Annotated in this window: 21 protein-coding genes, 1 tRNA gene and 1 riboswitch; of the genes, 18 read left to right on the forward strand and 4 right to left on the reverse strand. The window is 69.5% G+C overall.

Features of this window, described 5'->3' with window-relative positions:
• Positions 1–10: 10 nt before the first annotated feature.
• The gene (locus tag ACZ6ZQ_RS05720) at positions 11–2,533 is read right to left on the reverse strand and encodes a YfhO family protein (RefSeq protein ID WP_469767272.1); all 2,523 of its coding nucleotides are present in this window, start codon (positions 2,531–2,533) and stop codon (positions 11–13) included.
• A gap of 125 nt (positions 2,534–2,658) precedes the next feature.
• On the opposite strand from ACZ6ZQ_RS05720, the gene ACZ6ZQ_RS05725 reads away from it, so the two are divergent.
• The 14 genes from ACZ6ZQ_RS05725 (at position 2,659) to ACZ6ZQ_RS05790 (ending at position 18,196) form a co-directional block, all read left to right on the forward strand.
• Positions 2,659–3,639, forward strand: a complete 981-nt coding sequence (locus tag ACZ6ZQ_RS05725; RefSeq protein WP_469767273.1) for a glycosyltransferase family 2 protein — start codon at positions 2,659–2,661, stop codon at positions 3,637–3,639.
• Positions 3,636–4,076, forward strand: a complete 441-nt coding sequence (locus tag ACZ6ZQ_RS05730) for a GtrA family protein (RefSeq protein ID WP_469767274.1) — start codon at positions 3,636–3,638, stop codon at positions 4,074–4,076. Before ACZ6ZQ_RS05725 ends, ACZ6ZQ_RS05730 begins: the two co-directional genes overlap by 4 nt.
• A 90-nt stretch (positions 4,077–4,166) precedes the next feature.
• Complete coding sequence (locus ACZ6ZQ_RS05735) at positions 4,167–4,820, forward strand: SurA N-terminal domain-containing protein (protein WP_469767275.1); 654 nt, start codon at positions 4,167–4,169, stop codon at positions 4,818–4,820.
• Positions 4,821–4,850: 30 nt separating this feature from the next.
• Positions 4,851–5,849, forward strand: coding sequence for a nucleoside triphosphate pyrophosphohydrolase (locus tag ACZ6ZQ_RS05740; protein ID WP_469767276.1), 999 nt, complete (start codon positions 4,851–4,853; stop codon positions 5,847–5,849).
• Positions 5,850–6,035: 186 nt separating this feature from the next.
• Complete coding sequence (locus tag ACZ6ZQ_RS05745) at positions 6,036–7,295, forward strand: cytochrome P450 family protein (RefSeq protein WP_469767277.1); 1,260 nt, start codon at positions 6,036–6,038, stop codon at positions 7,293–7,295.
• 228 nt (positions 7,296–7,523) lie between these two features.
• Positions 7,524–8,414 (forward strand): transglycosylase family protein, encoded by an 891-nt coding sequence (locus ACZ6ZQ_RS05750; protein ID WP_469767278.1) that lies wholly within the window; start codon positions 7,524–7,526, stop codon positions 8,412–8,414.
• Positions 8,415–8,671: 257 nt separating this feature from the next.
• Positions 8,672–8,837: riboswitch (cyclic di-AMP (ydaO/yuaA leader) on the forward strand.
• 4 nt (positions 8,838–8,841) lie between these two features.
• Positions 8,842–9,513, forward strand: a complete 672-nt coding sequence (locus tag ACZ6ZQ_RS05755; protein WP_469767279.1) for a transglycosylase family protein — start codon at positions 8,842–8,844, stop codon at positions 9,511–9,513.
• A gap of 431 nt (positions 9,514–9,944) precedes the next feature.
• Positions 9,945–11,225 carry a phosphopyruvate hydratase gene (gene eno, locus ACZ6ZQ_RS05760; protein WP_469767280.1) on the forward strand — a complete coding sequence of 427 codons (1,281 nt, stop codon included), beginning with the start codon at positions 9,945–9,947 and terminating at the stop codon, positions 11,223–11,225.
• Positions 11,226–11,393: 168 nt separating this feature from the next.
• Positions 11,394–11,867 carry an FtsB family cell division protein gene (locus tag ACZ6ZQ_RS05765; protein ID WP_469767281.1) on the forward strand — a complete coding sequence of 158 codons (474 nt, stop codon included), beginning with the start codon at positions 11,394–11,396 and terminating at the stop codon, positions 11,865–11,867.
• A 76-nt stretch (positions 11,868–11,943) separates the two neighbouring features.
• Complete coding sequence (locus ACZ6ZQ_RS05770; RefSeq protein ID WP_469767282.1) at positions 11,944–12,603, forward strand: DUF501 domain-containing protein; 660 nt, start codon at positions 11,944–11,946, stop codon at positions 12,601–12,603.
• Positions 12,600–13,514, forward strand: a complete 915-nt coding sequence (locus ACZ6ZQ_RS05775) for a Ppx/GppA phosphatase family protein (protein WP_469767283.1) — start codon at positions 12,600–12,602, stop codon at positions 13,512–13,514. The genes ACZ6ZQ_RS05770 and ACZ6ZQ_RS05775 overlap by 4 nt, the downstream gene beginning before the upstream one ends.
• A gap of 391 nt (positions 13,515–13,905) precedes the next feature.
• Positions 13,906–15,288: an NAD(P)/FAD-dependent oxidoreductase gene (locus tag ACZ6ZQ_RS05780; protein WP_469767284.1), complete on the forward strand. Its 1,383-nt coding sequence runs from the start codon at positions 13,906–13,908 to the stop codon at positions 15,286–15,288.
• A gap of 218 nt (positions 15,289–15,506) precedes the next feature.
• On the forward strand, positions 15,507–16,841 hold the full coding sequence (locus tag ACZ6ZQ_RS05785) for a class I SAM-dependent methyltransferase (protein WP_469767285.1): 1,335 nt from the start codon (positions 15,507–15,509) through the stop codon (positions 16,839–16,841).
• A gap of 107 nt (positions 16,842–16,948) precedes the next feature.
• On the forward strand, positions 16,949–18,196 hold the full coding sequence (locus ACZ6ZQ_RS05790) for a phospholipase D-like domain-containing protein (RefSeq protein WP_469767286.1): 1,248 nt from the start codon (positions 16,949–16,951) through the stop codon (positions 18,194–18,196).
• 63 nt (positions 18,197–18,259) lie between these two features.
• Here the strand turns inward: ACZ6ZQ_RS05790 and ACZ6ZQ_RS05795 are convergent, their stop codons facing one another.
• Together ACZ6ZQ_RS05795 and ACZ6ZQ_RS05800 are read right to left on the reverse strand one after the other, a co-directional pair.
• Positions 18,260–20,788 carry an ABC transporter permease gene (locus ACZ6ZQ_RS05795; RefSeq protein WP_469767287.1) on the reverse strand — a complete coding sequence of 843 codons (2,529 nt, stop codon included), beginning with the start codon at positions 20,786–20,788 and terminating at the stop codon, positions 18,260–18,262.
• A gap of 108 nt (positions 20,789–20,896) precedes the next feature.
• Positions 20,897–21,667 (reverse strand): ABC transporter ATP-binding protein, encoded by a 771-nt coding sequence (locus ACZ6ZQ_RS05800; RefSeq protein WP_469767288.1) that lies wholly within the window; start codon positions 21,665–21,667, stop codon positions 20,897–20,899.
• 378 nt (positions 21,668–22,045) lie between these two features.
• Between ACZ6ZQ_RS05800 and ACZ6ZQ_RS05805 the strand changes: the two genes are divergently transcribed.
• The 3 genes from ACZ6ZQ_RS05805 to ACZ6ZQ_RS05815 all read left to right on the forward strand — a co-directional run bounded on the left by ACZ6ZQ_RS05805 (position 22,046) and on the right by ACZ6ZQ_RS05815 (position 24,027).
• Positions 22,046–22,127 (forward strand) — tRNA-Leu (locus ACZ6ZQ_RS05805).
• A gap of 140 nt (positions 22,128–22,267) precedes the next feature.
• Positions 22,268–22,993 carry a maleylpyruvate isomerase family mycothiol-dependent enzyme gene (locus tag ACZ6ZQ_RS05810; protein WP_469767289.1) on the forward strand — a complete coding sequence of 242 codons (726 nt, stop codon included), beginning with the start codon at positions 22,268–22,270 and terminating at the stop codon, positions 22,991–22,993.
• A gap of 146 nt (positions 22,994–23,139) precedes the next feature.
• On the forward strand, positions 23,140–24,027 hold the full coding sequence (locus ACZ6ZQ_RS05815) for a Bax inhibitor-1/YccA family protein (RefSeq protein ID WP_469767290.1): 888 nt from the start codon (positions 23,140–23,142) through the stop codon (positions 24,025–24,027).
• Positions 24,028–24,122: 95 nt separating this feature from the next.
• On the opposite strand, the gene ACZ6ZQ_RS05820 is transcribed toward ACZ6ZQ_RS05815, so the two are convergent.
• Entirely contained in the window at positions 24,123–24,353 is a 231-nt protein-coding gene (locus tag ACZ6ZQ_RS05820; protein ID WP_290349703.1) for a DUF4287 domain-containing protein, read from the reverse strand.
• Positions 24,354–24,452: 99 nt separating this feature from the next.
• Here ACZ6ZQ_RS05820 and ACZ6ZQ_RS05825 point away from each other — a divergent pair, with 99 nt between their 5' ends.
• On the forward strand, positions 24,453–24,776 hold the full coding sequence (locus ACZ6ZQ_RS05825; protein ID WP_469767291.1) for a hypothetical protein: 324 nt from the start codon (positions 24,453–24,455) through the stop codon (positions 24,774–24,776).
• Positions 24,777–24,783: the final 7 nt, after the last annotated feature.

Below are 24,783 nucleotides of genomic sequence, written 5' to 3' on the forward strand. Positions count from 1 at the left end.
AGATTTCCGCTCAAGAGGCCACCAACGGGGGCCGTTCGGGTGAAGTCTTGGTGTCCTTCCGTCGACGCGCCCGTACGGCGGGTACGAGCGCGACAGCCACCAGCACCACCAGCGCGGCCCCGCCGGTCGCCGCACCGGCCCGCAGCCCTGGCGTACGGAACGAGCAGTCGACGGTGTCGGTCGTCCCGTCGAGGGGGACGGCGACCAGTCCGAGATGGTGGCCGGCCGGCTTCCCGTTGCAGCTCCAGCCGGCGATCCGGGGCGCGGCGAGGACGGCCGTGCCGGTGGAGCCGGGCGGCAGCTGTGCCCGTACGCCGCTGTCGGTGACCTCGACGGACACCGCCCCGGTGGACTTCAGCCGGGCCACGGCGGCCGTCAGCCTGCCGCGGTCCAGACAGCCCGCGCTCCAGTCGCGCGGCTCCTTCGTGGCGAAGGTGATCCGGGACTCCGGTCCGCCCGACGTGCCGAGCGAGGTCATCGGGGCGCGCCGCTTGGGCAGTCCGCCGGTGAGCTTGACCGGCTTTCCGTCGCCGAGCCGTGCCGTACCCCTGTAGTCGGGCGCCCACAGGAAGACCTCGGTGCCGGCCGGGCAGACACCGCCGACGGGATCTCCGTACACCCTGGCGCCGAGCAGCAGCTCCTGGTTGCGGAACGGCGAGTCGCCGTAGCGCGGCTCCGGTCCCCGCGGACGCACCGTCACCAGCAGCGGCACCTCGGTCCGGGTGACCCCCGGCCCCGCGCCGGGCGCCGTGCGGACCCGCGCGCCCACCGAGAAGACCGCGTCGGTGACCGGATTGTCCAGGCTCTGTACGTTGCGGCCGCGTGAGGTCCAGCCGGCTCCGAGCGAGGCCATCGTGCGGGTGAGCACGGCGGGGGTGTGGCTGCTGTAGTACGCGCCGCCCTCGCCGCCCATCAGCATCGGGTCGTTGCCGGTGATCTGCTCGCGCCCGGGGTCCGTCCGGTACGCGGGCCAGCCGTCGGCCCGGGCCACCGTGGCGGCGCGTACGCCGTGGGCCGCGCCCCACGCCGGATAGTCGTCGAGCCGGCCGAGGCGCTGCCGGTCGGTGTACGCGATGGTTGCCGCCGCCTGTCCGACCAGGGCCGCGGCGAGCAGCAGCGCCGCGGGCACGACGTACCGCCGGCTCTTGAGCCGTGCCAGCATCAGCCCGCCCGCCGCCCCGGCAAGGCCCAGTGCGAACAGCGGGTACGTCCATCCGGTGACCACATCACTGGGCGCCGCGCGGAGCGCGATCACCGCCAGGACCCCGGTACCGCCGAGCAGTGCCCGCCGGCCCGGCCACGCGTGCGCCACGCACACCCATGCCGCGATCACGAGAACGCCGGCGAGGACGAAGGACTGCCGGTACGGACTGCCGTTGGGCGTGGCGAAGATGTGCCAGGCCAGATGGGTCGGCCCCCACTGCATCGACAGCGCGACGGCCACCGCCAGCCCGGTCCACCACCGGCGCTCGCGCCGCGGCGCGCCCCGGTGGAAGACCAGGGCGCAGGCGAGCAGCAGCGTCCCCGTGCCGAGGAAGAGGGCCGGAGTGGAGAAGGTGTAGGTCGCCGGGAGCGTGCGGGCGAACACATCGGACCACCCGGCGGGCGCGAAGGTGCGGATCACGCCGGGGTGGGCGTGCTTCGAGCCGAGGAAGACCGGGAGCAGCACGGGCGTCGCGAGCGCGACGCCGAGCAGGGTGGTCCCGGCGGCTCGTGTCACCACCCGTATCCGGTCCCGTACCGCCGTCTCCTTCTCGTCCAGGACCAGCCGCAGCACCAGCACCAGCGCGGCGCCGAGGGTCGCCATATAGGCGGTGTAGAAGTTCGCGGTCCAGGCCACGGCGACGATCAGCGCGCCGAGGACGGGACGCCGCCGCGCACGAGCCCACTCGCCGACCAGGCAGAGCAGCGGGAAGGCGATCAGCCCGTCCAGCCACATCGGGTTGTACGAGGCCTCGATGACGGACCAGCCGCAGAGCGCGTACGAGGCGCCGAGCACCCCCGCCACCCACCAGCGGTCACCGCCGCGGCGAAGGGTGAGCAGCAGCCAGGTCATCGCGGCCGCCGCGGCGGCCATCTTCAGCACGGTGATCACGTACACCGCGAGATCGATGTCCTCGCGCGGGAAGAGCCCGACGAGCACGGCGAACGGGCTGGTCAGATACGTCCCGAGGTCGGGGAGGAAGCTTGTGCCGTACCCGGACTGCCAGTTGAGCAGCAGCCCGCCCCCGGCGCGGCCGTGCAGCAGGTCCCACAGATGGGCGTGGAACGGCACGAACTGATTGCCCAGGTCGTTGACACTGCGTGTCTTCGGTCCGAACGGGAAGCTCCGGGCGACGGCGTCACCGGCGCACACGGCCACGATGGTGAGCAGCGAGGCGAGCGCGGTGGCGCGGCCGCGGACGGCGGGGGCGTCCCGGGTGGTGTCCGAGTCCGCGGTGTTCGAGTCCGCAGTGTCCGAGCCCATGGCGTCGCCGTCTGCGGTGGTCCGCGCGGTGTCCACGGCCGGTGCGGTGTTGTCCAAGGTCGGCATGGTTCCTCGAATATGCCAGGCCATGGATCGCGAATAGAGCCACCATGAGGCCAGTTCACGCAATGGTCGCCTGCCCGCCATGTGTGGAATCCGCCCCCGACATTCACGTCGGTTGTTGTTCTTCCGTGCTGATCTCGATTGTTGTCCCGTGCTTCAACGAAGAGGAGATCATCAACCGCTTCCATGAGCATGTGACCAAGGAACTCGTTCTGCTCGGCCAGGAATTCGAACTGGTCTATGTGGACGACGGAAGCCAGGACCGTACGCTCGCTCTCCTCGAGCAGATCGCCGCGGCCGACTCCCGTACCCGCTATGTCTCCTTCAGCCGTAACTTCGGCAAGGAGGCCGCGATGCTGGCCGGACTGCAGCACGCCGGCGGTGACGCCGTGGTCATCATGGACGCCGATCTCCAGCATCCGCCCGAGCTGGTCCACCGCATGCTGCGCCTGCACGAGGAGGGATTCGACCAGGTCATCGCCCGCCGCACCCGGAAGGGCGACCGGGTCACCCGTACCGTTACGGCGCGCGCCTACTACTGGCTCATCAACAAGCTGGTGGATGTGGAACTCGTCGACGGCGTCGGCGACTTCCGGCTGCTGTCCCGCCGTGCCGTGGACGCCATCCTCGGACTGAGCGAGTACAACCGCTTCTCCAAAGGCCTCTTCGCCTGGGTCGGATTCCGCACGACGACCTTCGAGTACGAAAATGCGGTGCGTGAGCAGGGCCGCTCCAAATGGAGTTTCGGCAAGCTGCTCAACTACGGTCTCGACGGACTCCTCTCCTTCAATAACAAACCGCTGCGGGCCGCCCTCTATCTGGGGCTGCTGCTGCTGTCCGTCGCCATGGCGTATGCGATCTGGATCGTCGGTGTCGCCCTGGTGAACGGGGTGGATACCCCCGGCTATGTCACACTTCTCGTGGCAGTGGTCGCTCTCGCCGGCGTCCAGATGGTGATGCTCGGCGTGGTCGGTGAGTACGTCGGCCGTATCTACTACGAGGTGAAGCGCCGCCCGCACTATCTGGTGGCGGCGACCAACGCCGGACTGCCGCGGCAGCAGCCGCGGCGCAGCGCGGGAGAAGAGCAGGGGGAACTCGTACGCCGATGACGATCCAGGCGCAGATGTTCCGGTTCGCCCTGGTCGGCGTGGTCAACACCGCGACGTACTACGGCTGCTACCTGCTGCTTCTGCCCTGGATGCCGTACGTCGCGGCACATGTCCTGGCGTTCCTGCTCAGCATGGTCGGCTCGTTCTTCCTCAACTCGTACTTCACGTACCGGACCCGTCCGACCTGGCGGAAGTTCCTGCTCTTCCCGCTCACCAACGCCGCGAACTTCGTGATCACGACCTGCGGTGTGTACCTGCTGGTCGACGTTCTCCACTTCGGCAGCCGCTACGCCCCGCTGATCGCGGCCGCCGCGGCGATTCCGATCACCTTCGTGGTGTCCCGCACGATCATGCTCCGGCCGGAGCCCGGTCGCCGCCCCGCCGGCGCACCCGAACCGGCCGGCACGTCGTTGACCGAATCAGTGGCCTCGAAGTAGTGGCCTGCGCCACGCCGACTGCCTACCATCGATCATCGCAAGGTCTTTGTGCACCGCGTCACAATCACCACCGCACGCCGGGAGGCCCCTTTGCACCGCCGCCGTCGCACCGCGCTCGCCCTCTCCGCCGCGCTCGTCGCCGCGGGCCCCCTGCTCGCCGCCTGTGGCAACGAGGCCCATCCGGGCGCCGCGGCCGTCGTCGGCGGTGACCGGATCGAGGTGTCGGCGCTCCAGTCCGAGGTCAAGGACGTACGGACGGCTCAGCAGGCGTCGCCCGAGTCCGGACAGCTGATCAAGAACACGGGGCAGCTGAGCCGCGCCAAGCTGCACGGCATGATCCTCGACCGGATCCTGGAGCACGCCGCGGACGAGGCCGGTGTCACCGTCTCCCGCAAGGAGATCCAGGAGGCGCGGGCGGCCGCGGTGCAGCAGTCCGGCGGTGAGGAGCAGCTCGCCGCGATGCTGCTCCAGCAGCGCGGTGTCGCCCCCGGCCAGATCGACCAGGCCGTCCGTGAGGAGGTCCTGCTGACCAAGCTCGCCCAGGCCCTCGGGGCCGACCTCGGCACCCCGCAGGGACAGCAGAAGGTCGGCGCCGCGCTCACCGAGGCGTCGAAGGGCCTCGACATCGATGTGAACCCCCGCTACGGCACCTGGGACGACACGAAGATCCAGCTCGGCGACTACAAGGCCCCGTGGATCACCCAGGTCACCAAGGAGCCGCAGGCGGTCCAGGCCGGGGCCTGACCGGCTCCCCGGGGGACGTAGGGTCGAGGGGTGAACGCTGAAGCCCCCGTCGAGCCCGGCCGTATCGTCCTGCTCACCGCCAGCCACCGCGTCGCGCCCGGACTGCTGTCCTGGCCGGCCTGGCAGACGCTGCGCGCCGCGGACCGGGTGCTGTGCGCGGACCCCGGCAATCCGCAGCTGCCCTATCTGCGCGAGGCGGGCATCGACGTCGAGATCGCCGCGCCGGCCGCCCAGGAACTGGTGGACGCGGCCGCCGGCGGCCGGACCGTGGTGGTCCTGCCGTCCGGCGAGGGCGACCAGCCCCTCACCGACGGCCTCGCCCGCATGGCCGGATCCGGCCGGGTCCGGATGCCCGACCTGGAGCTGCTCCCCGGCTCCTACGACCTGCCGGGCGCTCGTCTCCTCGACCTCGTCCAGGTCATGGACCGGATCCGCCGCGAGTGCCCGTGGTCCTCGCAGCAGACCCACAAGGGCCTCGCCAAGTACGGCATCGAAGAGGCCTACGAACTCGTCGAGGCCATCGAGGACGGAGACCGCGACGAGCTGCGCGAGGAACTCGGCGACGTACTGCTCCAGGTCGTCTTCCACGCACGCATCGCACAGGAGGGCCGCGCCGAGGACGGGGACGAGCCGTTCTCGATCGACGACGTGGCCGGCACGATCGTCGACAAGCTCATCCACCGCCACCCGCACGTCTTCGGCGACGCCCACGCCGAGACCCCGGAGGACGTCAAGGAGCACTGGCTCCGCACGAAGGCCGTCGAGAAGCAGCGCGACTCGGTGACGGACGGCATCCCGCTGGGCCAGCCCGGGCTGGCGCTCGCGGCGAAGCTCGCCTCACGCGTGCGGACGGCCGGACTGGACGTGGAGCTGCCGTCCGCCGCCGGTGACCACGGCATCGGCTACGAACTGCTGGCCATGGCCGTACGGGCCGAGGCCGAGGGCCACGACCCGGAGGCCGCGCTGCGGGCCGCGGCCCGCGCCTACCGGGACGCCATCCTGGCGGCGGAGGCCAAGCCGGCCGAGTGATCTGCTTCTGTGGAAGCGGAGTCGGCGGCACCGGCCGCATCGGGGGCGACCGTTCTCGTCGAGTCGATGGTCACGGACGCGTCGGTGGGATCCGCGGCGCGAGCCGCGTTCCAGGCGGAGGCCGGGCCGCCACGGCGCCGAGAAGGCCCCAGGCCAGAACCCGGACGGTCCGGATAACGTCGAGGCGTGAGCAATACACCCGCCCCCGAACTCTTCACCTGGGAGTTCGCCACCGACCCCTACCCCGCCTACGCCTGGCTCCGCGAGCACGCCCCCGTACACAGGACCGCCCTCCCCAGCGGCGTCGAGGCGTGGCTCGTGACCCGGTACGCGGACGCGCGGCAGGCGCTCGCGGATCAGCGGCTGAGCAAGAATCCCGCGCATCATGACGAGCCGGCGCACGCGAAGGGGAAGACGGGGATCCCGGGTGAGCGCAAGGCGGAGCTGATGACGCATCTGCTGAACATCGATCCGCCCGACCACACCCGGCTGCGCCGTCTCGTGTCGAAGGCGTTCACCCCGCGCCGGGTCGCCGAATTCGCCCCGCGCGTACAGGAGCTGACGGACCGTCTCATCGACGGATTCGCCGCACGGGGGGAGGCGGACCTCATCCACGAGTTCGCGTTCCCCCTCCCCATCTACGCCATCTGCGACATGCTCGGCGTCCCGCGCGAGGACCAGGACGACTTCCGTGACTGGGCGGGGATGATGATCCGTCATGGCGGCGGGCCGCGGGGCGGGGTCGCGCGCTCGGTGAAGAAGATGCGCGGCTATCTGGCCGAGCTGATCCACCGCAAGCGCGAAGGCCTTCGGCAAGAAGGGGCTGACGATCTGATCTCGGGGCTCATCAAGGCGTCCGACCACGGCGAGCACCTCACCGAGAACGAGGCCGCCGCCATGGCCTTCATCCTCCTCTTCGCCGGGTTCGAGACCACCGTCAATCTGATCGGTAACGGCGTGTATGCCCTGCTTCGTAACCCGGAGCAGCGCCACCGTCTCCAGGCCTCCCTCGCGGCCGGCGAGAGCGGGCTGCTCGCCACCGGGGTCGAGGAGCTGCTCCGGTACGACGGGCCCGTCGAGCTCGCCACCTGGCGGTTCGCGACCGAACCGCTCACTCTCGGCGGGCAGCGCATCGCCGCGGGCGACCCCGTCCTCGTCGTCCTCGCCTCCGCCGACCGTGACCCCGACCGGTTCCCCGATGCCGACACGCTCGATCTGGGCCGCCGGGACAATCAGCACCTCGGGTACGGACACGGCATCCACTACTGCCTCGGCGCGCCGCTCGCGCGTCTGGAGGGGCAGACCGCGCTCGCGACGCTGCTGGCGCGACTGCCCGACTTGCGGCTTGCAGTCGATCCTTCCGAATTGCGGTGGCGTGGCGGGCTCATTATGCGTGGATTGCGCACTCTGCCCGTTGAGTTCACGCCCCCGCGGAGCCCGCACTGAACTGACGCTCCGTCAGGACTGTGACTTTTACGTGATCTCCGCTGCATCGACTTGTGACTGACGCGCGAGTGCGGCTACGTTCACCCCGACTCGGGGTCTTCGCTGATTCAACCGACTCGGCGGACTCAGGAGTTTTCTGTTGTCACACGGAAGGCACACCGCATGCGCTCCGGGAACGGTCGACACCGCCGCCCCCGTCAGGCCCCCGCTCTCATCGTCGCGGCAGGGGTGACCGGATCGGCCATCGCCATCCCGCTGCTCGGTGCGGGCTCCGCCTCCGCCGCCGACTCCACCACCTGGAACCGCGTCGCCGACTGCGAGAGCGGCGGCATGTGGAGCGCCGACCTCGGCAACGGCTACTACGGCGGCCTGCAGCTCACCCAGGAGACCTGGGAGGCCTACGGCGGCACGGCGTACGCGCCGCGCGCCGACCTCGCCAGCCGCGCCCAGCAGATCTCGGTCGCCGAGATGGTGTTCGCCGCCCAGGGGCCGGCGGCCTGGCCGAACTGCTCGGAGATCGCCGGTCTCGTGCAGGACGGTACCGAGCCCGGGAACGGCGCCGCTTCCACTCCCGCCGCACAGGGTGGGGGCGCCAAGAGCCCGTCGTTCGGTGACGGGGCGGACGTGGCGCCCGAGCCGGACGCCGACGCCGACGCCAAGCCTTCAGCCCCGACCTCGTCCGCCCCGGACGCCGAGCCGTCCACCCCGACTGCCCAGCCGTCCGTCCCGGCCGGCTCCGCGAGCGGTTCCGGCAAGGACCCGGACGCGGCGGGCGATGGTGACGCCGCCGCTGGCGCCGGCACGGACACCGGCTCCGGCAAGCATCGCGGCGCCCCCGCCGACAACGAGGACGAGGCAGACAATTCGGGCGATGAGCGCGAATACGGTCGTCATGCCTCACGAGGTGACGGATCGGCACGAGAGGGTGCCGCTACGGGAGATGGGTACACCGTCCTCCCCGGCGACAGCCTGTCGTCGATCGCGGACGCGGAAAAGGTGCCCGGCGGCTGGCCCGCGCTCTACGAGGCGAACCGAGAGGTCGTCGGCTCCGACGCCGACCTCATCCTGCCTGGCCAGAGCCTCGATCTGGGTCTGGATCAGGGGCAGTTGAAGAAGTAATTCGCTGCCTTATGTCCGGTTCTGTGCAAGTGAGACATGAGTCTCTTCCTGTCAACTGGTGTGTCTTGTCGGTCAACTCCGGTCATCACGCCTCTCACCTGCAAAAACGGACATCTCTACGAGTCAAATAAGCCTGTTTTCTCCCCGATGTTCGTCTTTGAACATCGGGGAGAAGTGCGTTTACGGTCTGGACTGCTCGCCATCGCGGGCCCCGACGACCGCACGCCGAATCCTGCCGGCGGACGACGGGAACAGTCGACGCGCAAGCGCCGAAGGCAGGAGCGGGGGACCCAAGGTAAGTGCCGGACCGGCCCGATGAGGGAGGGAACGGCTTGGGGTGAAGCCGCGCGCAAGTCGCGTGGCCGGGCAACTCACTTGGCCCGAACCCGACAGCTCACCTCGTAGGCGTCGGTGAGGGGAAAACTCCATGCTGCTTTCCGGCAAGGGCAAGCACCGTCGCCCGACCGTCTTCCGGCGGTCCGCCCGTATCGCCTCGCTCGCCGGTGTCACCGGTGTCGCGATCGCCGCTCCGCTGATCGCCACCGGCACCGCGTCCGCCGCCACCGCCTCCGAGTGGGACACCGTCGCCCAGTGCGAGTCCGGCGGCAACTGGTCCATCAACACCGGCAACGGCTTCTACGGCGGCCTGCAGTTCTCGGCCTCCACCTGGGCCGCGTACGGCGGCACCGCCTACGCCGCCACCGCCGACCAGGCGTCGAAGGCCCAGCAGATCGAGATCGCCGAGAAGGTCCTGGCGGGCCAGGGCAAGGGTGCCTGGCCGAACTGCGGCGTGGGCCTGTCCAACGCCGCGTACACCGGTTCCGCCCCGGCTGCCCCGGCCGCCCCCAAGGCCGAGACCCCCGCCCCGAAGCGCGCCGAGGTCCCGACCACCCGCTCCGAGCGCTCCGCCGCCCCGGCCCCCGCGAAGGGCTTCAAGAAGGGCGACGGCGAGTACACGGTCAAGGCCGGCGACACCCTCAGCAAGATCGCCGAGACCAAGAAGGTCAAGGGCGGCTGGAAGAAGCTGTTCGACCTGAACAAGGACGTCATCGCCGACGCGGACGTCATTCACCCGGGCCAGAAGCTCCACCTGAGCTGACGACCCGGACCCGGGGCCGGCCCCGGTCCGGGATTCCCCCGACCCGGACCGGGCGCTCCGTAGTCCTCGACGGACTTCCGTAGTCCCCTACGGGTACCCGTAGCCCGGTGGACCCGGTGGACCCGGTGGACCCGGTGGACCCGGTGGACCCGGTGGACCCGGCGGACCACCGGTCGTACGCACCCCCGTCCCCCCGCTCCCAGCCCCCGTCCCCAAGCTCCCCGGCCCGGCGCGCCTTCCCCCCGTACACGCCGGGCCGGGGTTTCTGTCTGTTTCGTGCCCTTTTTCGTCCCATGGGGCGGGCACCGGCTGGCCGATGCCCGCGAGCCGGATAGGCTCGTGTCGCAAGGCCAAAGCGACCCTGCACCGACCTGCGCTGCACCTGCTTCGCATACGTCACATTCAGCGTCACATCCCAGAAGGAGATGCTCGTGCCGTCCATCGACGTCGTCGTAGCCCGGGAAATCCTGGACTCCCGAGGCAACCCCACGGTCGAGGTCGAGGTCGGCCTCGACGACGGCAGCACCGGCCGTGCTGCCGTCCCGTCCGGTGCGTCCACCGGTGCGTTCGAGGCCCTCGAGCTCCGCGACGGTGACCAGAACCGTTACCAGGGCAAGGGTGTCGAGAAGGCCGTCCTCGCCGTCATCGAGCAGATCGGCCCGGAGCTCGTCGGGTACGACGCCACCGAGCAGCGTCTGATCGACCAGGCGATGTTCGACCTGGACGCCACCCCGGACAAGTCCTCCCTCGGCGCCAACGCCATCCTCGGTGTCTCACTCGCCGTCGCGCACGCCGCTTCCGAGGCCTCCGACCTTCCGCTCTTCCGCTACCTGGGCGGCCCCAACGCGCACCTGCTCCCGGTGCCGATGATGAACATCCTGAACGGCGGCTCGCACGCCGACTCCAACGTGGACATCCAGGAGTTCATGATCGCCCCGATTGGCGCGGAGTCCTTCTCCGAGGCCCTGCGCTGGGGCACCGAGGTCTACCACACCCTCAAGAAGGTCCTGAAGGAAAAGGGCCTGTCCACCGGCCTCGGCGACGAGGGCGGCTTCGCCCCGAACCTCGGCTCCAACCGTGAGGCCCTCGACCTCATCCTCGAGGCCGTCAAGCAGGCCGGCTACGCGCCCGGCAAGGACATCGCGCTCGCGCTTGACGTCGCCGCCTCCGAGTTCTACAAGGACGGCAACTACGAGTTCGAGGGCAAGTCGCGCTCGGCTGCCGAGATGACCGAGTACTACGCGGAGCTCGTCGCCGCGTACCCGCTCGTCTCCATCGAGGACCCGCTCTTCGAGGACGACTGGGACGGCTGGAAGACCATCACCGACAAGCTCGGCTCCAAGGTGCAGCTGGTCGGCGACGACCTGTTCGTCACCAACCCCGAGCGCCTCGCCCGCGGCATCGAGGAGGGCGCGGCCAACGCCCTGCTCGTCAAGGTCAACCAGATCGGTTCGCTGACCGAGACCCTGGACGCCGTCGAGCTGGCTCAGCGCAACGGCTTCAAGTGCATGATGTCCCACCGCTCCGGTGAGACCGAGGACGTCACGATCGCCGACCTGGCCGTCGCCACCAACTGCGGCCAGATCAAGACCGGCGCCCCGGCCCGCTCCGAGCGCGTCGCCAAGTACAACCAGCTGCTGCGCATCGAGGAGATCCTCGACGACGCGGCGGTGTACGCGGGCCGCAGCGCCTTCCCCCGCTTCAAGGGCTGACCGGCGTAAAGCACCAGCCTCCGTACGTCCCCGGCCGCGGTCCCGTACCGTGTCCGGGGACGTACGTACGTAAGAGGACGTGACCACGAGGCCGTGAGCAGTGGCCGTACGTAACAGCCGTACGTAATGGCCGTGAGCAACAGCCGTAAGTAATAGGGGAGGCGAGCGATGACCGGGAAGAACCGGGACCGGTTCTCCACCGCGACCCGGCTGCGGCTGCTCGGCGAGCAGACCGCCGCCCGTGTCTACCGCTCGCAGAACCGCCGGCAGGCCCGCCGCTCCCGGCTGACCGGCCGGGCCGCCTTCCTCGCGCTGGTGGTCTGCACGATGATCGTCGCGCTCGCGTATCCGATGCGGCAGTACGTCTCGCAGCAGAACGAGATCGCCGAGCAGGAGCGGCTCGCGGCCGAGGCCCGCGAACGCGTCGAGGAGCTGCGCGACGAGAAGGCGCGGCTCCAGGACGACGCGCACATCATGAAGCTGGCCCGCGAGCATCTGCACATGGTCATGCCGGGCGAGACCGGCTTCATCGTGATCGACCCCCGGGCCGGCCAGGAGCGGCGCCCCGAGGAGGGCGAAGCGGACCACCCCTGGTACTCGAACGTCTGGGACGGCGTCGACCGCGCCGACGCGCCCCGCTGACCGGTACGGCCGAGGCCACGAACTCAACGACGCAACAGACGCAACAGACGAGACAGACGAAGAGACGTACGTATACATGGAAACGCCCCCGCCGACCACTGAGCACACCCCGCCTACCGAGGCGGACATCGCCGCGTTCAAGGACCAGCTCGGCCGCCCGCCGCGCGGTCTGCGGGCGATCGCCCACCGCTGCCCGTGCGGCCAGCCGGACGTGGTCGAGACGGCCCCGCGGCTGGAGGACGGTACTCCCTTCCCGACGCTGTACTACCTGACCTGCCCGCGTGCGGCCTCGGCCATCGGCACGCTGGAGGCGAACGGCGTCATGAAGGAGATGACCGAGCGGCTGCAGACCGACCCCGAACTGGCGGCGGCCTACCGCGCGGCGCACGAGGACTACATCGCCCGCCGGGACGCGATCGAGGAGCTGAAGGGCTTCCCGAGCGCGGGCGGTATGCCGGACCGGGTGAAGTGTCTGCACGTCCTCGTCGGCCACTCGCTCGCGGCGGGGCCCGGGGTGAACCCGCTCGGCGACGAGGCGATCGCGATGCTGCCGGAGTGGTGGGCGAAGGGCCCGTGCGTCAGCCCGCTCACGGAAGCCGTGACCGAGCCCGGTGCCGGTGACACCGATGTCTCCGGAACCGGAACCGGCAGCACCGGAACCGGCAGCACCGGAACCGGCAGCACCGGAACCACAACCGGCAGCACCGGCACCGGCACCGAGGGGGACGCCCAGTGACCCGCGTCGCCGCCGTCGACTGCGGCACGAACTCGATCCGTCTCCTCATCGCCGACGTCGACCGGGCGACCGGTGAACTGACCGAGCTGGACCGGCGGATGACCATCGTCCGGCTCGGCCAGGGCGTCGACCGCACCGGCCGCCTCGCTCCCGAGGCGCTGGAGCGTACCTTCGCCGCCTGCCGTGACTACGCGGAGATCATCAAGGCGCACGGCGCGGAGAAGGTCCGCTTCGTGGCCACCTCCGCCTCCCGCGACGCCGAGAACCGCGAGGACTTCGTCCGTGGCGTCATCGGCATCCTGGGCGTCGAGCCCGAGGTGATCAGCGGGGACGAGGAGGCCGAGTTCTCCTTCGTCGGCGCCACCATGGAGCTGCCGGGCCACGAGGAGCGCCTGGTCGTGGACATCGGCGGCGGTTCGACCGAGTTCGTCATCGGCCACGAGCACGTCGAGGCCGCGCGATCGGTGGACATCGGCTGCGTGCGGCTCACCGAGCGGCACATCCGGCACGATCCGCCGACGCCGGAGGAGGTCGCCGCCGTACGCGCGGACATCGCGGCCGCGCTCGACCTCGCCGAGGAGACCGTCCCGATCCGCGAGGCGAGCACCCTGGTCGGCCTGGCCGGCACGGTGACCACCGTCTCAGGGATCGTGCACGAGCACGCCGCGTACGACTCCCAGGCCATCCACCACTCCCGGATGTCCCGCGACCAGGTCGCCGAGGTCACCGAGCGGCTGCTCCGCTCCACGCACGACGAGCGTGCCGCGATCCCGGTGATGCACCCCGGCCGGGTGGACGTCATCACCGCCGGAACGCTGGTGCTGCTGGAGATCATGGAGCGCACGGGCGTCCCGGAGGTCGTGGTCTCGGAGCACGACATCCTTGACGGGATCGCCTTCTCGATCGCCTGAGAGGGGTTCCCGGGGGGCCTGTTCCGGCCTCTGGGGCATGGTCCGCGAGAAACTTCGTGAAGTTCTTCACAAGGAAATGGGCCCGGTCGGCCGTCGAAAGTGCCTTCAGGCGGCCCTCCGGGCCTCTTTTTGTGCCCAACTCGGCCCGTCCGCCCGTGGTCCGGCACGTTCCAGCCGTGTTGCGTCCACGTGAGGCAAGGGGCCGGTTCACCTTCCGGATCCGGCCGTGGGGCCAGCTCAGGAGGGTTCGGCAACGTTCCCCGATACATCGTGGTTCCCTGACCTCGCCATGACCTCGGTCACGTGGGCGGCGGAGTGTAGCAGAGGGTCGGCAAGTGCTTGTGAAGGGGCTCACGAGCGACCCCTCCGAGGGGGGTGGATACTCGATGGCATGAGCACCACGGAGCGTCCCAGGATCCTCGTAGTAGGCGGTGGGTACGTAGGCCTGTACGCAGCTCGTCGCATTCTGAAGAAGATGCGGTACGGGGAGGCGACCGTCACGGTCGTCGACCCGCGGTCGTACATGACTTACCAGCCCTTCCTTCCCGAAGCAGCCGCCGGCAGCATCTCGCCGCGGCACGTCGTCGTCCCGCTGCGACGCGTGCTGCCCAAGGCCGAGGTACTCACCGGCCGGGTCACCACCATCGATCAGGACCGCAAGGTCGCCACGGTCGCGCCGCTCGTCGGCGAGGCCTACGAGCTGCCCTTCGACTACCTCGTCATCGCGCTCGGCGCGGTCTCCCGCACCTTCCCGATACCCGGCCTCGCCGAGCAGGGCATCGGCATGAAGGGCATCGAGGAGGCCATCGGCCTGCGCAACCACGTCCTCGAGCAGCTCGACAAGGCCGACTCGACGACCGACGAGGAGGTCCGCCGCAAGGCGCTGACCTTCGTCTTCGTGGGCGGCGGCTTCGCCGGCGCGGAGACCATCGGCGAGGTCGAGGACCTGGCCCGCGACGCGGTCAAGTACTACAAGAGCATCAAGCGCGAGGACATGCGCTTCGTCCTCGTCGACGCCGCCGACAAGATCCTTCCCGAAGTCGGCCCGAAGCTCGGCAAGTACGGCAAGGAGCACCTCGAGGGCCGGGGTATCGAGATCTACCTCAACACCTCCATGGACTCCTGCGTCGACGGCCACGTCGTGCTGAAGAACGGCCTGGAGGTCGACTCCAACACCATCGTGTGGACCGCCGGTGTGAAGCCGAATCCGGCGCTGTCCCGCTACGGTCTGCCGCTCGGCCCCCGCGGCCACGTGGACACCCAGGCGACCCTCCAGGTCCAGGGCACCGACTACATCTGGGCCGCCGGCGACAACGCCCAGGTCCCGGACATGGCCTCGCGCCGCGCCGGTGTCGAGAACGCCTGGTGCCCGCCGAACGCCCAGCACGCGCTGCGCCAGTCGAAGGTCCTCGGCGACAACGTCATCTCCGGTATGCGGGGCTTCCCGCAGAAGGAGTACAGCCACGCCAACAAGGGTGCGGTCGCCGGTCTCGGCCTGCACAAGGGCGTCGCGATGATCGTCATGGGCAAGGTGAAGATCAAGCTCAAGGGCCGGCTCGCCTGGTACATGCACCGCAGCTACCACGGTATGGCCATGCCGACCTGGAACCGCAAGATCCGTGTCTTCGCGGACTGGACGCTCGCCATGTTCCTCAAGCGCGAGGTCGTCTCGCTCGGTGCGATCGAGTCGCCGCGCGAGGAGTTCTACGAGGCCGCGAAGCCGGCCCCGGCGGCGGCCAAGGCCGCCCCGGAGAAGGCCAAGGCTTCTTCCTGACCCCGCTGTAGTACCCCGAAGGGGCCGTCCGCCATCCGTGGTGCGGACGGCCCCTTCGGCGTACCCGGACGCCCTTCGGGGTACCCGGACGGCGAGAAAGATGGCGAAAGAATCTGTTTTGCCGTCCATTTGCGCGCTCAGGGGACTGCATCTGCGCGCCGACGGTGTTTACGTGGTGTTGGGCATTTCCGGTAACAGACATCACGGAGGTGTGCGCCATGGCCGATGCCGCTTCGCGGCTCACCACTCTCGCCGAGGAACTCACGGGAGCACCGCTCCCGGTCCGTATCCGCGCCTGGGACGGAAGTGAATCGGGGCCTCCCGACGCTCCCGTCCTCGTCATCCGGCACCGCCGCGCCCTGCGCAGGCTGCTGTGGAAACCGGGTGAACTCGGCCTGGCCCGCGGCTGGGTCGCCGGGGAGATCGACGTCGAAGGGGATCTGTACGAGGCCCTCGACCGGCTCGCGGGCCTGATCTGGGAACGTACGGAACACGCCACGGGAGGCTCGCGGCCGGAGGCCGCCCGACTGGCACAGTCGCTGCGCGACCCACAGTTGCGCGAGGCCGCCCGGGAGCTGCTGCGGCTGGCGGGCCCCCGCGCCTGGCTCCCGCCGCCCCCGCCCGCCGAGGAGGTACGCAAGCGCCGCGGCCCGCTGCACACCAAGGTGCGGGACCGGCAGGCGATCAGTCACCACTACGACGTGGGCAACGACTTCTACGAGCAGGTGCTCGGCCCCTCGATGGTCTACTCGTGCGCGTACTGGGAGGGCGGCGGCAGTCTCGCGGACGCCCAGCGCGACAAGCTCGACCTGGTCTGCCGCAAGCTGGCGCTCAAGGAGGGGGACCGGCTGCTGGACGTGGGCTGCGGCTGGGGCTCGATGGCCATCCACGCGGCCAGGGAGTACGGCGCCCAGGTCACCGGTATCACGCTCTCGCGCGAGCAGGCGGCGTACGCCCGTAAGCGGATCGCGGAGGAGGGCCTGACCGACCGGATCGAGATCCGCGTCCAGGACTACCGGGACGTCAGGGACGCCCCGTTCGACGCGATCTCGTCCATCGGCATGGCCGAACACGTCGGCTCCGTCCGCTACCGGGAGTACGCCGACGTCCTGTACGCGCTCCTGGTGCCGGGCGGCCGGCTGCTGAACCACCAGATCGCGCGCCGCCCCGAGGCGGACGAAGCGGCGTACCAGGTGGACGACTTCATCGACGCGTACGTCTTCCCGGACGGGGAGCTGGCGCCGCTCGGCAGGACCGTCTCGATCCTGGAGGAGGCCGGCTTCGAGGCCCGGGACGTCGAGTCGATCCGCGAGCACTACGCCCGCACGCTGCGCGCCTGGGTGGCGAATCTGGAGGCGGACTGGAAGGGGGCGGTACGCCGCACCTCACCGGGCCGTGCGCGTATCTGGCGGCTCTACATGGCGGCGTCGGCGCTCGCCTTCGAACGCAACCGGATCGGGGTCAACCAGATCCTGGCGGTGCGGACGCCGGAGTCGGGCGGCTCGGGGATGCCGCTGCGGTCCCGTAAGTGGAGTGAGTCCGACCGGCGTTGATACGTTCGGGCCGGACCGGCCGGGCGGGGTGCGCACCTGGTGTGCGCGCCCCGCCCTTCCGCTGTCCGGATTGTCATGAATGCGCTATCCCTAGGGGGAACCCACAAGTGCACCGCCGCACCTCCTGGCTGCTCGGCACCGCCGCCGCAGCCGGTCTGCTGACCGCCCTGCTGCCCGGCAGCGCCTCCGCCGCCGTCACCGTCACCACAGGCACCGTCTTCAACGACCCGTCCGGCACCGACGCCGAGCAGGACAAGGTCCGCGACTACGTCGTCTCGCTGATCAATGACGCCCCCGCGGGCAGCTCGATCAGTGTGTCGATGTACACCTTCACCGACGACCCGGTACGGCTGGCGCTCATCGCGGCCAAGGACCGGGGCGTCTCCGTGAAGGTGATCGTCGACCACAAGTCGTCCAAGACGGTGACCGACGGCGGCGAGTACGAGAACCTCGTCGCCGGGCTCGGCACCGACCGGACCAAGTCGTCCTGGGTTCTGGACTGCGGCCTGGACCGTGGCTGCATCGGCACCCGGGTGCTCCCCAAGGCCAACGGCGACCCCGACTACGCGATCAACCACAACAAGTTCTTCCTCTTCTCCCACACGGGAGGAGCGGACAACGTGGTGGTGCAGACCTCGGCCAACCTGTCGACCTACCAGCGCGAGCGTCTCTTCAACAACGCCGTGACGATTGTCGACAAGGGCCTCTACGACAACTACCAGGCCTACTTCACCGACCATGTGACCCATGCCGCCGGCCCGGGCCTCGACCACTACTACGAGACGCCGATCAGCGCGACCAACCCGGCGTACAAGACGTACTTCTTCCCGCGCAAGGAGACGTCCGGCACGACGTACAAGACCGACCCGGCCACCGACACGATCAAGCTGATCCTCGACAAGGTCGACTGCGCGGCAGGCTCCGAGGTGCGGATCGCGGCCAACCTGTTCTACCGCGAACACATCGCCACCAAGATGGTCTCCATGGTGAACGCGGGCTGCTCTGTCATCCTGGCGCACGACTCCGACCCGAACGGCGGGGGTACCGGTGTCAACTCGATGGGCTCGACCGTCGAGGGCATCATCTCCGGCAAGCTGACCCAGCGCGTGGAGTGCTGGGAGACCCCGCCCGCCGGGCGCACCGGCAACATCGGGCTCCACTCGAAGTACCTGCTCGTCAACGGTAAGTACGACGGCGTCGCGGGCAAGAAGATCGTCTGGACCGGCAGCCACAACTACTCCTGGCAGGCCCTGCGGCAGAACGACGAGACGCTGCTGAAGATCGACAACGCGGCGATCCACGACCAGTACAAGGCCAACCACGTCAAGCTGATGAGCTACTGCGCGGGCTCCTGACGCAAGCGGAAGGGCCGGGCCTCCCCGATTCGGGAAGCCCGGCCCTTTGCCGTGCGGCTCCGGCTACTCGGCCTTGATGGCGTTCAGCATGTTCAGCCTCGCGGCGCTGCGGGCCGGCCACATGGCGGCCAGCACACCGACCAGTCCGGCGAGGACCAGGAAGATCCCGATCCGCTCCCAGGGCAGGACCAGCGCGTAGCCCGGGATCTTGTCCGCGAAGGTCTCGCCGATCGCCCAGCCGAGGAACGAACCGAGGCCGATGCCGACCACCGCGCCGAAGAGCGAGATGACCACGGCCTCCAGGCGGACCATGCGCTTGACGCGGGGGCGGTCCAGGCCGATCGCGCGCAGCATGCCGATCTCCTGCTGGCGTTCGAAGACGGACATCGCGAGCGTGTTGACCACACCCAGCACCGCGATGATCAGCGCCATCGCCAGCAGCCCGTAGAGGATGTTCAGCAGGGTGTTGATCTGGCCGCCGAACTCGGCGCGGATGTCCTGCTGATCCATCACCTTGATCGCCGGATTGCCGCCCAGTGCGTCGACCAGGGCCTTCTCGTTCGCCGCGGACTCACCGCCGTCCATCTTCACGAAGATCTGTGGGAGGAACGGCTTGACCTCGTGCGGGTCAGCGACCTTCGTGTCCAGGAGAACCTCGGAGAGGAACTCGCTGCCCTTGTAGACCGCGCCGACCTTCAGCGTGCTCTTCTTCTTGTCGTTGAAGGTGAACGGGATGCTGTCGCCGACCTTCCAGCCCTTGCTCTTGGCCGTCTCCTCGGGGACCGCGATCTCGCCCTTGGCGAGCGTGCCCAGGCTGCCGTCCACGACCTCTACGTTGAGGACCTTCTCGATGTCGCCGGGAGTGACCGCCGAGGCCGACACGTAGTCGTCCTTGACCTGGAAGTGGACGAACTGCTGCGGCGAGACCGCGGAGACGCCCGGGGCCTTCTCCAGCGCGCTCAGCGCGGACTTGTCCAGGCCCCCGCTGCTGGCCATCGTGACCATGTAGTCGGCCTTGATGTTGTCCGTGGTCGTCTTGTCGACAGCCTTGCCGACCGTGACACCGATCACCGTCAGACCGGTCACCAGGGTGAGTCCGATTGCCAGCGCCGAGGCGGTGGCGCCGGTGCGGCGCGGGTTGCGGACCGCGTTCTGGCCGGCGAGCTTGCCGGACACCCCGAAGGCACCGACGAGCAGCGGCCGTACGAGCGCGATGACGGGTCGGGACAGCAGCGGGATCAGGACGATCAGACCGATCAGGGCGAGGAACGCGCCCGCGCCGAGGTACATCCGGCCGTCGTCGCCGCCGACCGAGGCTCCCCAGAGGATTCCCGCCGCGCCGATACCGGCGATGACGGCACCGATGGAGTTGCGCAGCACCAGTGACTTGGTGGTGGCCACCGCGTGGACGCTGTTCATCGCCGCCACCGGCGGGATCTTGGCGGCCCGGCGGCCGGGCAGCCAGGCGGCGAGCATCGTGATCATTACACCGACGGAGAGCGCGGCGATCACCGGGCTTGCCCCGATGACCAGCGGTCCGGCCGGGATCTTCATGTCGAAAGCGGCCATCCCGGAGCGCAGTCCGACGGCCAGGCCGATACCGATCAGGAAACCGACCACGGAGGCGACGAGACCGACCACGGCTGCTTCCAGCAGCACCGAGCGGGTGATCTGCTTGCGGGAGGCGCCGACGGCGCGCATCAGCGCGATCTCCCTGGTGCGCTGGGCGACCAGCATCGTGAAGGTGTTGGAGATCAGGAAGACGCCGACGAACAGGGCGATGGCGGCGAAGCCGAGCAGGACCTGCGTGAGGGCGCCCATGCCCTCCTCGATCTGCTTCGCCTGTTCCTCGGCGAGCTCCTGGCCGGTCCTGGCCTCGGCCGTGTCCGGCAGCAGCGGCGTGACGGCCTTCAGGACCGCGGCGTCGTCGGCGCCCGCGGCGGCGGCGACGGTGGCCTCACTGAAGAAGCCCGGCTTGAGGTACTGCTTCTGGGCGACCTGGGTGTCGAAGAGGACGAGGCTGCCGCCGGCGTTCACGGCGCCGTCCTGGGTGGTGAAGACACCGCTGAGGGTGTACTCCTTCACCGGCCCGTTGGTCGCGACCCGCACCCGGTCGCCGACCTGGTACTTCCCCTTGTCCGCGGAGTCCTTGTCCAGGGCTATCTGACCGTCCTTCACCGGGCCCGTGCCGTCGGTGAATTCGTACGCGGGGTCCTTGCCGTCCTTGCCGGGGGTGAAGTTGGAGCCCTTGTTGGACCAGCCGACGCCGATCAGCTTCCCGTCGGGGTCGGCGACGCCGGCGAAGCCGCTGACGCGGCCCTGGACGGCGGCGACCCCGTCCAGCTTGCCGATCTTGTCGAGGGTCTTCTGGGGGATGCCGGGTTCCTTGGCGTCGTCCTCGTCGGCGAACGACGTGACGGCCACGGCGACGTTGTCGTAGCTCTTGGCGGACTGGTTGCGGAAGGCGTTGGAGAGGGTGTCGGAGAAGACGAGGGTGCCGGAGACGAACGCCACGCCGAGCATCACGGCGAGCACGGTCATCAGCAGCCTGGCCTTGTGCGCGAGCACATTGCGCAAGGCGGTACGGAACATGGTGGTCTCAGTCCTGGGGTGAGGGCCGGAAGTCTTGGGTGCGGTCGCGGGTCCGCTGTGGTCGCGGATCAGCCGGTGCGGTCGTGGGTCAGCCGGTGCGGTCGCGGGTCAGCTCGTCCGGCCCTTGGCGTCGAACTCCTTCATGCGGTCCAGCACGCCGTCCGCGGTCGGGTGGAGCATCTCGTCCACGATCCGTCCGTCCGCGAGGAAGATGACGCGGTCCGCGTACGAGGCCGCCACCGGGTCGTGCGTCACGATGACGACGGTCTGGCCCAGCTCCCGTACGGAGTTGCGCAGGAAGCCCAGGATCTCGGCGCCGGAGCGGGAGTCCAGGTTTCCGGTCGGCTCGTCACCGAAGATGATCTCGGGCCGCGAGGCGAGCGCGCGGGCGACGGCGACGCGCTGCTGCTGACCGCCGGACAACTGGGCGGGCCGGTGGCCGAGCCGCCCGGACAGCCCGATCAGGTCGATGACCTGCTCCACCCACCGCTTGTCGGGCTTGCGGCCGGCGATGTCCATCGGGAGGGTGATGTTCTCCAGCGCCGTCAGGGTCGGCAGCAGATTGAACGCCTGGAAGATGAAGCCGATTTTGTCGCGGCGCAGCTGCGTCAGGTGCTTGTCCTTGAGTGAACCCAGCTCGGTCTCGCCGAGCCGCACGGATCCGCTGCTGAAGCTGTCCAGACCGGCCACGCAGTGCATCAGCGTGGACTTGCCGGAGCCCGACGGGCCCATGATTGCGGTGAACTCGCCCTGGTGGAAGTCGACGGTGACCCGGTCCAGGGCGACCACCTGGGTCTCACCCTGTCCGTAGACCTTCGACAGATCGATGGCGCGGGCGGCCACCGCGGTGGCGCGGGCGGCGGTGGGTGTGGTGGTCACGAGACGGCTCTCCTGTCACAGCGCTTTTCGGGGACCACCCCATCGTGCTGCCCGCTCCGGTGCCGGATCGTCCGTCCCGGTGCCCGTTCCTGAGGCCCTCTTGGGTCTGACCGAGAGGCTCGATGGTCCTCCTTTGGTATGACGGCGTCCCTGGGACCCCCCTCCGCGTGAGTCGCGGTAGCGGGGAGGCGACTTTCCGTCATTCCGGGGTGCGGGGTCGCGCGCCCGTGCGCCGGGTAACGGCATGTGCAAACTGCCGATAACTTGTGCTGACGCACCCTCAGACGTCAATAAAATAAGACAACATCGGGTCCGAGTACCGCTGTTCGGGGGATCCGCCCGGATAGGGTCGTGTGCGAACGCGGAGCCGCGTGCCCAGCCCGGATGGTGGAATGCAGACACGGCGAGCTTAAACCTCGCTGGCCTTCGGGCCGTGCCGGTTCGAGTCCGGCTCCGGGCACGTCTGTTGCCGGTGGCGCGAGCAGGAAAACGTTGAACTCTTGAACGCCCGCTTGCGTCTCTGGTTGCAGTTGTGGTTGCGATTGTTTATCTCTTGAGGACTCCGTCCTCCCTGAGACGGACGGAAGGCGATCCGCCGGCATGCTCGATGTCATCGGCGTCATCGACGAGCTCACCCGCTCCGGCGCCCGGTTCGCCGCCACCCTCGCCGCCCAGGGCGACTCCGGTCTGCGGGCCCCCTCGGCGCTGCCCGGATGGACCCGTGGCCATGTCGCCGCCCATGTGGCCCGCACTGCCGATGCCTATACGTGGCTGCTGGCCGTGGCCCGCACCGGTGCCGAGCCCGCACCGCGAGCCGGGGCCGACACGCTCGCCCGAGCCGTCGAGGCGGCCGCCGTCCTGCCCGCCGCCGAACTCCTCGCCGATGTGCGCACCTCTCTCGCCCGGCTCCTGGAGGACGCCTCGTCGATGCCCGCCGAGGCGTGGGACACGCTGGTCACGGCGCTGGCGGGCTGGCGTCATCCCGCCTGGTACACCCTCTACCGCTGCTGGCGCGAGCTGGAGACCCATCACGTCGACCTGGACGCCGGCTACCGCACCGCCGACTGGCCCACCGCCTATGTGGCCTGGGCCCTCGACGACACCCTCGCCGCCCTGACCGCCCGCGGCTTCCCGGTCGCCCGTGTCGACGCCGTCGACCTCGGCCGGTCCTGGACACCGGCACCCGCCGGTCCCACGATCGGCGGCAGCGGGCATGCCCTCCTGGGCCGGCTCAGCGGCCGAGCGACCGGCGCCACGCTCACCGGCGGACATTCCCTGCCGGAACCGCCCAATTGGCCCATGCCGCCATCCCCGGGCTGGGGCTGAGCACTTCGCGAGCCCGGTCACAGGGGCCGCGAGCCCCCTTCTCCTGTCACGATCCAGGAAAGATCCTCCCTCAGCACTAGGCCGTTGTCTTTGCCCCCGCATTACTCTTGTGTCAAGGCCGCGCTCGGTGGCCATGGAGGAGTGAGATGAGGAGCAGCAACCCGGTCTTCTCGCGACGGGGGTTCAGCCGCGACAACGGCTACGCGGGCTTCAACGCGGCGCAGCAGGCCGGGGGCCCCGCCGCAGGAACCAACCCGTACGCCCAGGGTGCCGGTAACCCGTACGCGACCAACCCCTACGCCCCCGCGGACGCCCAGCTGGGTGCCCCGCCCCAGGCGCCCGCCCGCACCAATGTGATGACGATCGACGACGTCGTGGCGCGCACCGCCATGACGCTCGGTACGGTCGTGCTCACCGCCGTCCTGTCCTGGGTGCTGCTGCCCGTCGACGAGGCCAACATCGGCAAGTCGTACGGCATCGCCATCGGCGCCGCGCTGGTGGCGCTGGTGCTGGGGCTCATCCAGTCCTTCAAGCGCAAGGCCTCGCCCGCGCTGATCCTGGCGTACGCCGCGTTCGAGGGTGTCTTCCTCGGCGTGATCTCCAGCGCCGTCTCGACGTACATCGCGGACGGTGTGGTCGCCCAGGCCGTGCTCGGCACGATGGCCGTCTTCGGCGGTGTGCTGATCGCGTACAAGATGCGCTGGATCCGCGTCACGCGCCGGTTCTACGGCTTCGTGATGGCCGCGGCCATGGGCTTCCTGCTGCTGATGGCGGTCAACATGCTGTTCGCCGTCTTCGGCGGCGGTGACGGTCTCGGCTTCCGCAGCGGTGGCCTGGGCATCCTGTTCGGTGTCATCGGCATCATCCTGGGTGCCTGCTTCCTCGCCCTGGACTTCAAGCAGGTCGAGGACGGCATCACCTACGGCGCTCCGCGCGAGGAGTCCTGGCTGGCCGCCTTCGGCCTCACCATGACCCTGGTGTGGATCTACCTGGAGATGCTGCGTCTGCTGTCGATCCTGCAGGGCGACGACTGACGCAGATAGCGGACGTCGCGAGTAGCGGACGTGACGAAGGGCCCGTTCCGGCACTGCCGGGGCGGGCCCTTCCCGGTGTCGGATGCACGTCCGTCCTAGAGCAGCTTGCGCGCCGCCCGCCTCAGGTCGTACTCATGGATGATCGCTTTCGCGTGACCGTACGCGAGATTGTGCTCGCTCCGGAGCCAGCTGACCTTCTCCTCGAAGCGGAAGAGGGAAGGGCCTTCATCGACGGTGCGGAGCCAGTCGGCGACTTCACGACCGGTGCAGTGAGGGATACGGGAGAGCAGATTGCGGTGGGTCTCTTCGGAGAAGACTTGGGACATCGGCGCCTCCGGACGCATTGCGCGTGTGGTCCTTCACGTCACCGTGCCTGAGTGTTCGCGTATTGGCAACAGTCCCGCACCGGCGCATAGGGTCGTGGCGTGCTTGATACGACACCCCTGACAGCAGCCGTGGAACGATTCGCCGACCGGTTGCGGGCGGCCCCGCAGAGCCGGTTGCAGCGGGGCGCCGCGGCCGAAGGTCTGGCGCTGGCCAGGGAGTTGGCGGTACGCGCCCATCGGATCGAGGCGCCGGGAGAGGCGCCGCGGATCATGCCGGACGCGGGTGTCTTCGCGGTCGCGGACCAGTTGGTGGTGGCCGGGACGGATTTGGCTGAAGCCCTGCGCACGGCAGCGGCCTCGCCGAAGGAGTTGGGCGAGGCCGTGGATCTCGTGGAGGGGGCGGCGAGGCGGGCGCAGCTGTGAGCCGGTC

It is taken from the genome of Streptomyces sp. NPDC053673 (genome assembly GCF_055585225.1).

What these genes read in the sequence shown, in the direction of transcription:
- ACZ6ZQ_RS05720 (WP_469767272.1), bottom strand. Translation starts at nt 2,533, where the DNA reads ATGCCGACCTTGGACAACACCGCACCGGCCGTGGACACCGCGCGGACC.
- ACZ6ZQ_RS05730 (WP_469767274.1), top strand. Translation starts at nt 3,636, where the DNA reads ATGACGATCCAGGCGCAGATGTTCCGGTTCGCCCTGGTCGGCGTGGTC.
- ACZ6ZQ_RS05755 (WP_469767279.1), top strand. Translation starts at nt 8,842, where the DNA reads ATGCTGCTTTCCGGCAAGGGCAAGCACCGTCGCCCGACCGTCTTCCGG.
- ACZ6ZQ_RS05765 (WP_469767281.1), top strand. Translation starts at nt 11,394, where the DNA reads ATGACCGGGAAGAACCGGGACCGGTTCTCCACCGCGACCCGGCTGCGG.
- ACZ6ZQ_RS05770 (WP_469767282.1), top strand. Translation starts at nt 11,944, where the DNA reads ATGGAAACGCCCCCGCCGACCACTGAGCACACCCCGCCTACCGAGGCG.
- ACZ6ZQ_RS05780 (WP_469767284.1), top strand. Translation starts at nt 13,906, where the DNA reads ATGAGCACCACGGAGCGTCCCAGGATCCTCGTAGTAGGCGGTGGGTAC.
- ACZ6ZQ_RS05785 (WP_469767285.1), top strand. Translation starts at nt 15,507, where the DNA reads ATGGCCGATGCCGCTTCGCGGCTCACCACTCTCGCCGAGGAACTCACG.
- ACZ6ZQ_RS05795 (WP_469767287.1), bottom strand. Translation starts at nt 20,788, where the DNA reads ATGTTCCGTACCGCCTTGCGCAATGTGCTCGCGCACAAGGCCAGGCTG.
- ACZ6ZQ_RS05810 (WP_469767289.1), top strand. Translation starts at nt 22,268, where the DNA reads ATGCTCGATGTCATCGGCGTCATCGACGAGCTCACCCGCTCCGGCGCC.
- ACZ6ZQ_RS05815 (WP_469767290.1), top strand. Translation starts at nt 23,140, where the DNA reads ATGAGGAGCAGCAACCCGGTCTTCTCGCGACGGGGGTTCAGCCGCGAC.
- ACZ6ZQ_RS05820 (WP_290349703.1), bottom strand. Translation starts at nt 24,353, where the DNA reads ATGTCCCAAGTCTTCTCCGAAGAGACCCACCGCAATCTGCTCTCCCGT.